Below are 13,420 nucleotides of genomic sequence, written 5' to 3'. Positions count from 1 at the left end.
GAAATGGCAACAACAGTTACTGTCAATTCGGCCATATGCGGATTCACCCATAAGGTCACAGGAGAACTTGATGGCAAAAATATCATAGTAGATATCGATACACCATGTGAGAAGATCAAAAAGATGTCACACATGGAGATACCTATGATGGAGACCATGGACATCAAGGATAACTTTGTAATTGACAGGGCAAAAGAAGTTCAATGTACACCGATCTGCCTCATACCAGCAGGAGTACTTCACGTATGCAGGATGGAAACGGGAATGCTCTCGAAGAACCTTGCTAAGAAGTCACAGAGAGTTAGTATCGAGTTCGATGAACTATAGTTAGCCTGTTGAAAAGAAAAAAAGTTTATGGAGGAGATGGGTGCTGAGCGGCACCCATATGGAAATCTTAACCCGTTAAGGTCTTTGAAGCCGGTATCTTATTGGAGAGATGGCAGTTCGTTTTTTGTTAAGATCGAATCGATGTTGTGTAAGGGGTACACATCTACCGGCTTCATGTTGAAAGCAGGGATAGGTGCACTTTTTTTTCCGTATGATAAGATCTGGTGGCTCATCCTGCTCATCATACATCTTCTGAAATGGTTCAGGTTTATCAACCCATACCTCAGTGTTGTTGCTATATCCATGTTTTCACCTTTTGTTGCCTTAATCGGCAGTCTATATCTGACTTTATAATATATAAGTATTTCTAAGCCATTATTACCTAATTGAAACATATATGGAAGTCGCAGAAAATATAAAGGATCGATCGGTCTGCCTATCAGCACCAAGCGACATCCAGCAACCACTTCACGATAAGACCTACAAAGACAGCTATCGTAAAGCTCAGCAACGTACCTATCAATATATACTCACTGACCTTCCTGTCAGTGGTGAACCTGAAAATGGACTTGGCAGTAACGAGCAGACCTATTGCCTGATATTGCTCCAGCAGAACAAAGGTCAAAAGAAGGAAACGTTCCAGACGGCCTATCCAGAGACCTGCGTTCAGTAATCCTTCACCTTCTTCCCCATCCTTATCATGATGCCATGGTTCTGTGAATTTACCTATAGCTATCCCACTGGGCCAGATAACTACCACATAGGCAACAAGAAGTATCCATGCAGAGGTACCGGAAAGTGAAATTGCTGGAATGAGGGTCCTGACCACCAAAGGTCCGGTCAATATAAGCCATACAACAAGAATGGTAAAGATATGGGCTGCCTGGTCAAGAATGAACCATTTTAGATCATCCTTCCGTGTGGACTTGAAGCCATCTATCATTATGTGGGACAATGTATAGGCAATGAACAGCAGATAATAGCTGAACTCTCCTGAAAGGATGTATGCCAGCAGACCGGCAATTATGCCATGAATATAAAGCCAGCCGGACCTCCACTTGTTCTCGAAGCGGTCATCCACCATTGACCTTGTCTGGAAAACGAAATCAGCAAGCAGATGAGAGAGAAATAGTTTTGCCAGCAGAGCTATATTCAAAGATCCAGGGTCCATCATTCATCACCTTCTACAAATATACCCGGGTGTTTAAATAATTCTTCATAGTTGCTGAGGAACTTCTTTACCGTATCAAATCCTGCGGAGCTCAGGCTCTGGGAGACCGTTGACTGGGACCTTCCTTTTTTCAAGGCTATTCCTTCCTGTGTCAGACCTGAGAGCTTCTCGAAGATGAACTCTTTCTGGATATCCGTCCACCTTCCGGATATCAGGTCAAAGAAAGCACACTGACTCTCGAACATCAGGTTCAGTACAGCGTCAGGTGTCGTGACCAGAAGACCCTGATCCCTCTCTTTCATCATATCAAGGGACCTGCCGGAAAGCCGGAAAGCCATACCATCTGCTTCTCCCACATTTCCGGAATCAGGAATATGACCGATCGTCCCGATACCTATAGAGATCCTTGCTGCAAGATCATTCGTTTCCTCACCGAAAAGAGAAAGCTTAATGGAAAGTAGTACAGAAGCAAGCAGTGCACGTTCAGGACATGTCAGTACAACCTGAAAACTGTCGCCCCGGTATATATCAAATGGCAGTAGTACTGCATCATTTAGCTGTAACTGCTCAGCGATCGATCCAAATGAACTGTGCAGATAAGAGATAACAGACCCCCTTCTTTGGTAGCCCAGTTCAGATGAACTAACAAGATCACCAGTTATAACAGCACAGAGAGATCCTTCGTTGATCATACTATTGTTCCTTCCACAGTAATATTAGTTTTATAGCTTATTAATACTAAATACAGATTAATTAACTTATATTTTACTTTTATCGTATTTATAACTTATATCAAAGCAAATGGTCAAAAGATCCCTCTAAGATAACTACGATCGAACCTGCAGTCAAATAAAGCTGTATATAGCTGAACAGGGATAATCTAAGAAATAAAAAAGAGGAGAACATATTCGTGAATAAGAGAACGATGCGAACTATAGCTATTATGTCCATGATCCTTATCGTGATCGCAGGTCTTGGTTGTGTTGCAGAAGAAGAAGATTCAGCTTCCCTGGAAGAAGCACCTGAACAAGAGACAACAGAAACAAACGACCAGAGCATTACAAGCACTTATACCGAAGACAACTACCCCAACACAGCCTATGGAATAAAAGGCGATGTGATCATCGTGGAACTGGATGAGAATCCAACGACCGGATACTCATGGAACCTGACATACAGTAGCGGACTGGAACTTAACGATGATGTATATGCACAGGAAAATGGAACCGAAGGGATGACAGGTGCAGGCGGGACCCATAAATGGACATTCAAGATAACAGACACAGGTAAGCAGAATATCTCTGCAGTCTACATGCGTCCATGGGAGAACGTAACAGGAGAAGAGGATACCTTTGACATGACGATCATGAGCCTTTCAGAAGATGAACTTATCGAAGCCAGTGGTACAGTAAGCTATATGCAACTCGAAGGTGGATTCTATGGCATCATTGCTGAGGATGATTCCAGATATGACCCTATGAACCTGCCTGAAGAATTCCAGAATGACGGTATGAATGTAGAATTCGTTGCATACCCGAGGAACGATGTAATGAGTTTCCACATGTGGGGACAGATAGTAGAGCTCAGAAGTATTACAGAAATAAACGAATAAAGAACAGATGGCCTGTTCTTAAGAACAGGTCCTTTTCGGCTTTTCTGATTTTGATATTATCTCATTGAATATCTCTATTCGAGATTGTGCATCAAAGGCAATAGTGAGATATTGATAGGCTCGCCAAATGCTCTGTCACCGGCATCTCCAAGACCTGGCAGGATGTAACCCTTGTCATTGAGCTCACGGTCGATCTTGGTCACATATATCTCAACGTCCGGCAGTTCCTTCTTTATCGCAGTTATGCCCTCGGGAGCTGCAAGAACACCTATTATAACAACTCTTTTAGGATCACCACATTCCTTGATCGCTGACACCGTCTTCAGAAGCGTGGAACCTGTAGCGATCATCGGGTCACAGACAATTACAGTATCATCCTCCCTCATGTGAGGGACCTTGATGTAACTCATCTCTATATCAAAATCAGGCGCCTTGCCCCTTGAAGCGGATACAATACCTACCCTTGAATGTTCAAGTGTCTTTAGCAGCCCTTCCATAAGCGGGATGGCAACCCTGAGCACAGTTATAATATATACGTGATCCCTGTCACCTGACGCTATACCCTCTGTACTCTCAAGCGGTGTCTCGATCTTTACTTTCTTAAAGTCCATGGTCTTTGTGAACTCATAACCCATGTACCTTCCAAGTTTAACAAGCCCTTTTCTGAACTTGATATTCTCTGTTCCTTTTGACCTCAACAGGGTCAGTATCTCCATGAGGTAAGGCGAATCCTCGAATGAATAAACACCTTCCCATCTATCATCTGTTATCATATTTCCACCTTAATCATAATTGAGTTATTTTAATTGATATTCCTAATTTTAAGCCCATTGTCCTATTTGAGCAACTGATCCATTATTATCGCTGAGATAGCACCGACAGCCATTCCGGATTCAAGGATACTTGCGATTATCTGTGGGAAGTTAGCAAGGAACTCTGCTGGGAGCTGAGGAGCACCAAGACCGAGCACCAGAGAACTGGCAAGAATGAGAGTGTTCCTGTCGTTGAGTTCCACCTTATCCTTGATCAGCTTAAGACCTGTGACACCGATCATTCCGTAAAGAGCAGTTGTAAGTCCACCAAGTACAGGTGCAGGAATAGATGCCAGCAGACCTGAGAACTTAGGGATCAGCGAGAACAGTATGAGAATACCTGCACCGATCTGCACGACCTGCACACTGGAAACCCTTGTAAGTGCCACAAGACCGATGTTCTCTGAATAACTGGTGGTTCCACAGGCACCGAACACACCTGCAATGGAACATGAAAGACCTTCTGAAGCAATACCGCGATCGATCTTCTTGTTGTTTATAGGCAGATCAGAGATAGTGGATATGGCATGATAGTCACCCACACTTTCAATGATACTTACCATGAATGCAAAGAGTAAGATGATTATCGCACTTGCATCGAATACCGGAGTACCCCATGGGAGCAGTTTTGGAAGACTGAAGAACGGCAGGCTCCTGACAAGCCCGAAATCTACCAATCCGAATGCCATACTAAGAATGTATCCCACCAACGCACCTGCAATAACAGGCATTGTCCGAAACGTGCCTTTAGCTTTCAATGCAACAAGTATCGTTGTGACAAAGGTCACAAGGGCAATGATAGAAGAAGGAAGAATAGTAGAGCCTGAAGCATCAGCAAAATAGTTGAAGGAATACTGAACAGCCACATTGGCAAGCGAGAAGCCCACAAGCATGATGGTTATGCCCGTTACAAGAGGAGAGAATAACTTTTTGAGTTTACCGATAAGTCCTAAAGCCCCTGTAAGTCCCTCAATGATGCCACCAACTATGAGGGCGCCTTCCACCGCAGCAAGTCCTATTCCAGATCCAATAGAAATAAGACCGGGGATGAAGGCAAAGCTTGAACCCTGAACGATAGGGAACTTAGAACCGATAAATGTCTGTAACAGGGTTGCAATTCCCATCGCAAGAAGAACAGCCTGTATCATCACTGCAATATCCGAAAGTGGAAGCCCTATAGCAGAACCAACGACAAGGGGGACCGTTACGGTCGCACCGAACATCGCCAGAACGTGCTGGAACCCTAAAACTATCCGTTTCATACCAATCTCCATAAAATTATATATTCAAACTCTATTCCGACCCTGACAGCCAGACCTCTATCTGACAGAGATAGCCACCGGATCATTGAAGCATGAAAACGTTTTTCCCGAAAAGAGATTCTCTTTTTATGGTTAATATTGTTTGGGGTACAGATCGTAAACAGGGACCTTAAGCAAAAAGTTTTTTGAACCATCAGGGAAGATATCGATGTAGGAGAAATCACATGGATGACAAGAATGTGAAAAAGGAAAAGAAGATCGAGGATATCGAGATACCTAGTCTGGATGAACAGATAGATACCTGGTGTACAGTGCCTGAACAGAATGATGATACAAAGAGTGCAGGAGATCTTGAGGTCGATGCATGGTGTGATAATACAACTGTGGACGAGGAAGAAAAGAAGAAAAAAGATAAGAAATAACATATCTCCTTTTTTATTCTGTTCTCTGTAAATATGGTCCTGCTATCAGGAACCATTCTCTATTTCTTCAAAATATTCCCTTGTTTCAGATATCACTATCTTTCTCAATGCTATAAGGGCTATCAGGTTTGGGATAGCCATCAGACCATTGAATATGTCAGCCAGCACCCATATGACATCAAGTGTAAGGAACGCACCAAGTGCTACCATAGATATATAGACGAACTTGAAAGGTAGTATCGCTTTCACCCCGAAGAGGAATTCCGTACAACGTTCTGCATAGTAATTCCATCCGAGAATCGTTGTGAATGCAAAGAACATCAATCCTACACCCACAACATAGGTACCCATGTTTTCCAGAACCGATGTATAGGCATAGTTCGTCATGTAAGCACCGGCAAGCTCACCTTTCCATGAGCCACTGATGATAAGCACCAGTCCAGTCATGCTACAGACGATAATGGTATCGAAGAAGGTCGCGGTCATGGAAATAAGACCCTGTTTTACCGGACTTTTTACTTTGGCAGCTGCAGCAGCTATGGGAGTGCTGCCAAGTCCGGCCTCGTTGGAAAAGACACCTCTAGCCACACCGAACTGTATCGCCATCATTATGGAAGCTCCAAGAAAACCCCCTGTAGCCGCAGTCCTGCTAAATGCCGAACTGAGCACCAGAGAAAATGCCGAGGGTACCTGGTCCATATTAAGGAGCAATATCAGTAATGAACCCAGCACATACGCTGTAGCCATGAAGGGAACCACCAGTTGTGCTACCTTTGCAATACTTCGGATCCCACCTATGATCACAAGGAAGACCAGTACGGTAACCACTGCACCGGTCCATAGCACCGGGATCCCAAATGTTATGTTCGCGGAATCGACTATGGCATTCATCTGGGCAAAAGTACCGATCCCCATACACCCTACAAAGATCCCGAAAATAGCGAACATCTTTGACAGTATGCCACTGTAGGACCTGTCTGCAAGACCATTTTTTATATAGTACATCGGACCGCCTGAAACCTGTCCGTTCTCATCGAATGTCCTGTACTTTACAGAAAGTAAACACTCTGCATACATGGTTGCCATCCCAAAGAATGCAGCCACCCACATCCAGAACAGAGCACCTGGACCTCCTGTCTTTATTGCCGTTGCAACTCCAACAATGTTACCGGTCCCTACTGTAGCTGCAAGTGCAGTGCTAAGTGCACCAAAACTGGAGATGTCACCCTGCGAGCCATCTTCGATCCTCCCTGAGCGGATAACATACTTCAGGGCAAGAGGCAATCGCTTTACCTGAAGAAAACCAAGCTTGAATGTATAGAAGGCTCCCGTACCTACCAACAGAGCCAGTAACGGAGGACCCCATACAAAGCTGTCGATCATTGTCAGATATGTGATCAAAGAAGAACTATCAAGTATATCCCCTATCACATCAAGTAGACCCATATATAACTCCTTTAAAGTTAATGACAGAGAGACTTATATAAGTATTTCACAGATCAACATATTTGGATCGAATCTATATTCATCTGTATGGTATCTTTTTGCAAAGGTCATTCTATGCACATAAACAATAGCCATAGCCTACAGTTATTTTTTTGAGTAGATAAATAAAATTATAAAAATGTTTTTGAGAGTAAACTTTATAATTTATAAGCCCTGATCTATTAAATGGGAGAGGTTCAAATTCAGAGCTTAGCTGGGGTGCTCTAAGTCTGATCATTTAAACCATATTCTCGGATCAGAATGAAGAACAAACTAATAGTGCAAACTATAGGGGGAGATAGGGTATGTATGAACCCGTCAAGAAACAAAAAGAGATATTAGATGGACTTAAAAAGGTTGATCCCACTCTTGATATCAAATGGGATGAAAGTACCGGCAGCCCGAAACGATTGAAAGGAACACTTGCCAGTATAGGGCAGCAAGATCCAGGTAGAGCAGCTCTGGATTTCCTTGAAACGAATAAAGGTCTTTTTTTATTGGACTCTGTCCAGAAAGAGATAGTACTGAAAAGAATAGACACGGACAGGATCGGTGCAAAACATGTACGGATGCAACAGGTCTACAAGGACCTGCCGGTCTTTGGCAGTGAGATCATAGTCCACATCGATGCCAACAGTACAATAAAAGGAACTACAGGTAAACTTGTACCAACCATTGACCTGCCAGATAAACCAAAGATAGCTGCTGAACAGGCTATGAAGAAGGTACTTGGCGAGAACAAGGAGAATACAAAGAGCCACATACATGCAGAACCAATACTTATGGTTCTTACTCAGTTCGTGGAAAAACCACACCTTGTATGGCATGTGACCGTTAATGGAATGGATAAGACACTGGCAGGAGATGACACACCTGCAAAATGGGAATACTTCGTGGATGCACTTAATGGTGAGATCGTCTGGAAGTATAATAATGAACAGACCCACATAAGCACCACAGGATCGGGTATCGGAAGATACGCAGGTGCTGTTACCGTCAATACGGTACATGACCACGGATCAGGAAACTACCTGCTTGAGGACCAGGGGGTACCTACTTCTGCAAGGGTCATTACGCATGATGCAGACGGAGGATATCCACCTGCCGATATCTCGGAAGACAGCAACAATAACTGGTCGGCAGCAGCACAGGGACCGGATATCGACTGTCATCTCCACACAAGGATCGTCTTTGATTATTTCTTCACCGTACATGGACGTGACAGCTATGATGATGCAGGCGCTGACATGCATATCTATGCGAACTGTGGTACCAACTGGAACAATGCCTCATGGAACGGCAGTTACGTCAAGATAGGTAACGGTGACGGTATACGCTACGACCCACTGTGTGCACTGGACATAGTAGCTCACGAGTGGACACATGCTGTTACCGAGTACACCGCTGGCCTTGTCTATAGCGGAGAATCAGGTGCCCTGAACGAATCCATGTCCGATGTATTTGCCTGTCTCATTGCAGGTAACTGGCTCTTCGGAGAGGACGCATGGTTACTGGCTTCCGCACCCGGATCCCGTAATCTGGAAGACCCGACCAACGGAGGACTGTATGACCCTACCGATCCGATAGACAGTGTCATTGCAGGTCACCAGCCTGACCATATGACCGATAAGTACACCGGAGCACAGGATTACGGCGGAGTACACATCAACAGCGGAATAATGAACAAAGCCGCTTACCTCATCGCAACAGGTGGTACACATCGTGGCATCAGGATATGCGAGGGGCTTGGAAACGATGTACTGGGAATACTGTACTACCAAGCACTTACAACACATCTGGTATCAAGTTCCGATTTCAGCGATATGCGGGATGCAGTTCTTGATTCACTTGATGATCTCTATGCTGCGAACCCACACTATTCACGCTGGAGAGCAAGTATCATCAATGCGTTTGCTGCTGTTGGTATTGGTACTGCGGTCACATGTCCGATCACATGCTGGATAGCTCCTTTCATCTGTCCACCATCACCTCATCTGATATGTCCGCCATCACCACACTTCGCATGCCCGCCAGCTCCATTCATCTGCCCGCCTGCACCGGACTTCATCTGTCCGCCATCACCAATGCTATCCTGCCCTCCTTCACCGTATATAGCATGTCCGCCATCACCGGGACTCTCCTGTCTGCCGGGACCGGACCCATTGCCATATACGCCTGACATCCGTGTGAGACATCCGATAATCACACTGAAGACAGATATAATAGAGATAGTTGGAATTGGTCCGGAGATCGCAGCGCTTTTTAAGGCAAGGTCCATTTCAACCCTGGGCGATTTCCTGAAGGCAACAGAGAACCAGAAGAACATCAGTCAACTCTCGGATACCCTGGGTCTCTCAGAGTCAAGGATCAACGACTGGAGAAAGAAGACACTGGTGCTGCTCGGAGAAGTAAAGTGAGTTTAGAGACAAATAGACCGGGACATGTTCCCGGTGCTTTTTCTATCGCGGATAGCGGTGAGCTTGTCCCTTATTTCCCCTTTCGCATCAAAAAAGAGGATGAGCTCTGGACGATGAAGAACCCATTGAACGGACAGGAGAGTGAACTGAACGAGGCAGCCTTCTGGATGCTGAAGCTCTGTGACGGCTACAGGACACTGGATGAGGTGATCACGGAGATATCAAGATCATATAAGACCGAGCGAGAAAATGTTCTTGGTATGAGTGCACCTCTGCTCGAGAACCTTACAAAGGATGGAGTGCTCTGGTGGCGCGGAGGACGACTGAACTACTGGAAAGTACCTGCACCTGCAGGTGTTCTCTGGGATCTTACTTCAAGGTGCAACCTTCGATGTAAGCATTGTGTTGTAAGTGCAGGAGAAGCAGGCAGGAATGAGTTAAGCCTTGATGAATGTTGCAGGCTTATTGACCAGTTCGCAGATCACGGAGTGAGACAACTTATCCTCAGTGGCGGTGAGCCAATGGTCAGGGATGACTTTTTTGATATTGCCGGATACGCTGCGCAAAAAGGTCTTCTGATACAGGTAGCTACCAATGGCACCATGATAGATGAGAATGCTGCGAAGAGACTTTCGGATATAGGTGCTTCCATGCAGGTCAGTTTTGATTCTTCAGAGCCTGCCATTCATGATGAGTTCAGGCAGCATCCCGGTTCCTGGATGAGAACGAAGAAAGGTATAGAACTCCTGAAAGAAGCAGGTGTTCCTGTTACACTGGCTGTGACCGTGACGACAATGAACATTGATAATGTTCCCCGTATCTACGAAATGGCAAAGGATATGGGAGTACAGACATTCCGTATCCTCCCTTTCGTGCCGTTCGGACGTGGGAAGTATGCGGATGAACTGGAAGTTTCACCTGCGAGGATGAAAGAACTGACGGAGTTCCTGCATTCAAAGAGAGATGAGGACGGTCTCAACATTGCACCAATGGAGTTCGAATGCACTTTCAGCCCTCCACCTGAGCAGGGAATAGATGGTGATACCAGAATAGGATGTGATGGAGCCATATCCTACTGTACTGTGAATTCAAGTGGAGAGGTACTTCCATGCAACTACTTCTCAGGAGCAGATGCAGAGAATATCAGGGAACATGATTTCAAATGGATCTGGGATAATTCCCGTTTCCTCAATTATTTCAGGAGCCTGAAAGCAACGGATATGAAGGGAACATGTCAGGAATGCAAATGGCTTCCTGTTTGCAGAGGAAGTTGTATCGCAGCTAATTTTGCACACGGGGATATCTTCCAGCCAAATTGCCACTGCTGGATGGTCAATGAAAAATGATTTCCGGCTCTGTAGAATTCCTGCCATTTAAACTCTAACACAGCAGGTCGGCCTGGTCAGATCGATATGGTCGATCGCAGGCCACGGATAGCTTGAACGATCCCGAAGGGTACGGCGAAGCCGGCGCTTTCCCATAAGAAGATACAGAATTATCTGCATAATGCATTGTACTTTCTTTGCAGGCATTCTGCAGAGATCTCAGTATAAATGCAAGTATGTGGAAGCATCTTCTGCATAGCATCACAGGAATGTGCCGCTTTCGGAGGATGGTTATTTTGTTTTTAGATCGCAGGTTATTTTTGTGGAAATTAAAAGAGCAATGTTGGACTCTGTAGAGATCCTCATTTGAATATAGAGGTAAAGTTCAGTAGATCGATTATTTTCATCTTTTCGGACCGTGCCGGCTTCGCCGGACCTTTCGGGTCGGTTTAGTTATTCATGATCTCTTGTTAGCACAACGATTGTCGTTGCATCTTTGTATTTATTAAAATTATTCAAAGAACAAATTGGAAACAAAGAGCATTACAACCATCCGTCGCAGGCGGTATGTTCCATTACCACTGATCGAAAACAATTGACTTTATTCGGCAATTGATAGTTGTTGACTTTGAAGCTGGAATTTACAGGATCTCTACAGGGCTCAATGTTGTTTCACTTATATAACCAGAATTTCTACGAAGATGATCTTCCTTTTTATGATATCAATACAGAACCTTATCACATAGCGGAAGTTGTGACAGATAACGTATATTGCCATCTTCAAATGAGAACTGAAGCGGGAACACTTTGACACCGGCTTTCAGGGCTTCCTCGAATGTCCGGGCAAATGCAGGATCGATGATACCATTGGCAGTGAAGCACTCCGCCTCCGGTCTGAGAACAAGTATGATAGCTGCAGCATCATGACCTTCCGACCTTGCCTTTATCAGTTCCTCAAGATGACGCTTTCCACGTGTGGTCGGTGCATCCGGGAAAGACGCTACACTGCCTTCGGCAAGTGTACAGCCCTTGACCTCTATCCATGTGCTCTGTCCATCTTTCAAAAGGAGATAGTCAAGCCTGCTGTCACCATATTTCTGCTCGGGAAGGATACTGTCATTATCACTTAACTCTTCAATTATCCCATTCTCCAATACCCATTCCGATATCTGCCTGTGGAATGCGGAGTTGATGAGTATCCAGTTGTCACCGGATATGCCGGCTATCATGTCCCATCCGGTCTTCCTGTTGGGATTGGAGGCTTTTCGTAAAAGCACCCTGTTACCGGGATAGAGTATGTCGAGAAGTCTGCCGGGATCATGAACATGGACCTTCTCCTGGGTTTTCGTGCCATTGTTATCTATCTCTACAATGGCAAGGAAACGGTTCGGGCGTTCTATGAATGTGCCTTCGGTGTCGGTGTGAATGTTGAGAACTTCTGTGCGAGTTTGGAACTGGGATCTTCGGGTCATGAGAAATCGTGATCTTTAAATGATGTACAGGCAAAGAAAAAACGAACCGAAGATATTTAGGATCTCTGCTTAATGAGATCTGGCACAACTGACCGATCTTAGAATAAAAACAGGGTTTTTGAAAAATGAGGAGGAGAAGTCAATTACTATGGGGTGTCCTGTTAATTAAAAAAAAAGGGGTGAGGGGGTTTGGGGGAGAGGGGAAAATCGACTACCTTGGAGAGTCCAGTGAGAACGAGGAGGAGGAGGGAAATGTGAATGAGAGGATCTCTACAGATCGATCAATTCTTATCTCCATATGAGGTTCTTTCCAACTCGTGGACAAATTAATGCAGGAATAAATAATCAAAAGTACTGATTCAAGCCACCGCCTTCAAACCTGCAAGCGCAGCCTTCTTCAAAAAGCCCTTACATTCAATATCAATTGAACCATTATCAAGGGCCATTCCAAGATATCCGACAGGGTCATCATTTTTAAGAATGCCACGAATAGCGTTCTCGTTACCTGTGACCGTTACCGTTGGATCGATGTTCTCTGCTGAGGAGAGCTTTCGGAACTCGGTTATAAGACCATCCTTTGTAACGACCTTGATCATCAGGTTGCTGTTGTCGTTCATGTCGATATCCAGAAGAATTACATCATCTCCTGCGACCTTCTTGACCACATCCGGAACATCGTTGATACCGGCATTATAATAGCCAGCATATCTTTCCATCTGGCTGTAGAGGTCTGTACTTGCAGGTTTTGTGTAAGCTCCTGCGACCTCTTTACTGGAAATAGAACCGGAACCACTACCAGAATTGGAAGTTGTTGTGGAACCTGAAGACACACTATTGTACTTGCTGTTGTCCGGATCCCGATCCGCCAGTGATGGCAGTATCTCTCGCTTATCCAGCTCGTCCCTGAGACCATCCGTCATTTCAGCAAGTGAAAGGTTAGAGAAAGAGAGAATTGCAAGAATAGCCACAACTAACGGAACTAACTTCTTGATGTCCGGCCTTCCAATACCCGATACCATATTAAAGGAACATATATGTACATCATAAAAAGACAATGTCCATATAAAAGCAGACTGTGAACATATCGGTACTTTATTGCATTGATATTCAAACAC

At 44.7% G+C, this 13,420-nt stretch carries 14 protein-coding genes; 7 read left to right on the top strand and 7 right to left on the bottom strand.

Translation table 11 applies throughout. The features are described 5' to 3' along the window. Positions 1–3 precede the first annotated feature (3 nt). Positions 4–327, top strand: coding sequence for a DUF6951 family protein (locus BM008_RS03505; RefSeq protein WP_091933233.1), 324 nt, complete (start codon positions 4–6; stop codon positions 325–327). A gap of 27 nt (positions 328–354) precedes the next feature. After that, complete coding sequence (locus BM008_RS14705) at positions 355–681, top strand: hypothetical protein (protein WP_143072261.1); 327 nt, start codon at positions 355–357, stop codon at positions 679–681. An 85-nt stretch (positions 682–766) separates the two neighbouring features. On the opposite strand, the gene BM008_RS03495 is transcribed toward BM008_RS14705, so the two are convergent. Together BM008_RS03495 and BM008_RS03490 are read right to left on the bottom strand one after the other, a co-directional pair. Beyond that, a complete protein-coding gene (locus tag BM008_RS03495; protein ID WP_245747844.1) occupies positions 767–1,501 on the bottom strand; it encodes a DUF3307 domain-containing protein in 735 nt (244 codons plus the stop codon). Further along, complete coding sequence (locus BM008_RS03490) at positions 1,498–2,190, bottom strand: hypothetical protein (RefSeq protein ID WP_091933228.1); 693 nt, start codon at positions 2,188–2,190, stop codon at positions 1,498–1,500. Before BM008_RS03490 ends, BM008_RS03495 begins: the two co-directional genes overlap by 4 nt. Positions 2,191–2,408: 218 nt before the next feature. Here BM008_RS03490 and BM008_RS03485 point away from each other — a divergent pair, with 218 nt between their 5' ends. Next, positions 2,409–3,110 carry a protease inhibitor I42 family protein gene (locus BM008_RS03485; protein WP_143072260.1) on the top strand — a complete coding sequence of 234 codons (702 nt, stop codon included), beginning with the start codon at positions 2,409–2,411 and terminating at the stop codon, positions 3,108–3,110. 74 nt (positions 3,111–3,184) lie between these two features. Here the strand turns inward: BM008_RS03485 and upp are convergent, their stop codons facing one another. After that, positions 3,185–3,883 (bottom strand): uracil phosphoribosyltransferase, encoded by a 699-nt coding sequence (upp, locus tag BM008_RS03480; protein ID WP_091933224.1) that lies wholly within the window; start codon positions 3,881–3,883, stop codon positions 3,185–3,187. A gap of 62 nt (positions 3,884–3,945) precedes the next feature. After that, positions 3,946–5,184, bottom strand: a complete 1,239-nt coding sequence (locus BM008_RS03475; protein WP_091934174.1) for a uracil-xanthine permease family protein — start codon at positions 5,182–5,184, stop codon at positions 3,946–3,948. 224 nt (positions 5,185–5,408) lie between these two features. Between BM008_RS03475 and BM008_RS03470 the strand changes: the two genes are divergently transcribed. After that, positions 5,409–5,606 (top strand): hypothetical protein, encoded by a 198-nt coding sequence (locus tag BM008_RS03470; protein ID WP_091933221.1) that lies wholly within the window; start codon positions 5,409–5,411, stop codon positions 5,604–5,606. Between the two features lie 45 nt (positions 5,607–5,651). Here BM008_RS03470 and BM008_RS03465 read toward each other — a convergent pair whose 3' ends face one another. After that, on the bottom strand, positions 5,652–7,052 hold the full coding sequence (locus BM008_RS03465) for an alanine/glycine:cation symporter family protein (protein ID WP_091933218.1): 1,401 nt from the start codon (positions 7,050–7,052) through the stop codon (positions 5,652–5,654). A 344-nt stretch (positions 7,053–7,396) separates the two neighbouring features. On the opposite strand from BM008_RS03465, the gene BM008_RS03460 reads away from it, so the two are divergent. Next, complete coding sequence (locus tag BM008_RS03460) at positions 7,397–9,508, top strand: M4 family metallopeptidase (protein WP_091933215.1); 2,112 nt, start codon at positions 7,397–7,399, stop codon at positions 9,506–9,508. Continuing rightward, positions 9,505–10,854: a PqqD family peptide modification chaperone gene (locus BM008_RS03455; protein ID WP_091933213.1), complete on the top strand. Its 1,350-nt coding sequence runs from the start codon at positions 9,505–9,507 to the stop codon at positions 10,852–10,854. The genes BM008_RS03460 and BM008_RS03455 overlap by 4 nt, the downstream gene beginning before the upstream one ends. Before the next feature lie 701 nt (positions 10,855–11,555). On the opposite strand, the gene sfsA is transcribed toward BM008_RS03455, so the two are convergent. Beyond that, positions 11,556–12,305, bottom strand: coding sequence for a DNA/RNA nuclease SfsA (gene sfsA, locus BM008_RS03450; RefSeq protein ID WP_091933210.1), 750 nt, complete (start codon positions 12,303–12,305; stop codon positions 11,556–11,558). 125 nt (positions 12,306–12,430) lie between these two features. Here sfsA and BM008_RS14830 point away from each other — a divergent pair, with 125 nt between their 5' ends. Continuing rightward, entirely contained in the window at positions 12,431–12,607 is a 177-nt protein-coding gene (locus tag BM008_RS14830) for a hypothetical protein (protein ID WP_177187946.1), read from the top strand. Between the two features lie 57 nt (positions 12,608–12,664). On the opposite strand, the gene BM008_RS03445 is transcribed toward BM008_RS14830, so the two are convergent. Next, a complete protein-coding gene (locus BM008_RS03445; protein WP_091933207.1) occupies positions 12,665–13,324 on the bottom strand; it encodes a hypothetical protein in 660 nt (219 codons plus the stop codon). Between the last annotated feature and the right edge of the window lie 96 nt (positions 13,325–13,420).

Source organism: Methanolobus profundi, from assembly GCF_900114835.1.
GTDB classification, from domain to species: domain Archaea; phylum Halobacteriota; class Methanosarcinia; order Methanosarcinales; family Methanosarcinaceae; genus Methanolobus; species Methanolobus profundi.
The sequence above is the reverse complement of the archived record's forward strand: the minus strand, read 5'-3'. Positions and strand labels throughout refer to the sequence as shown.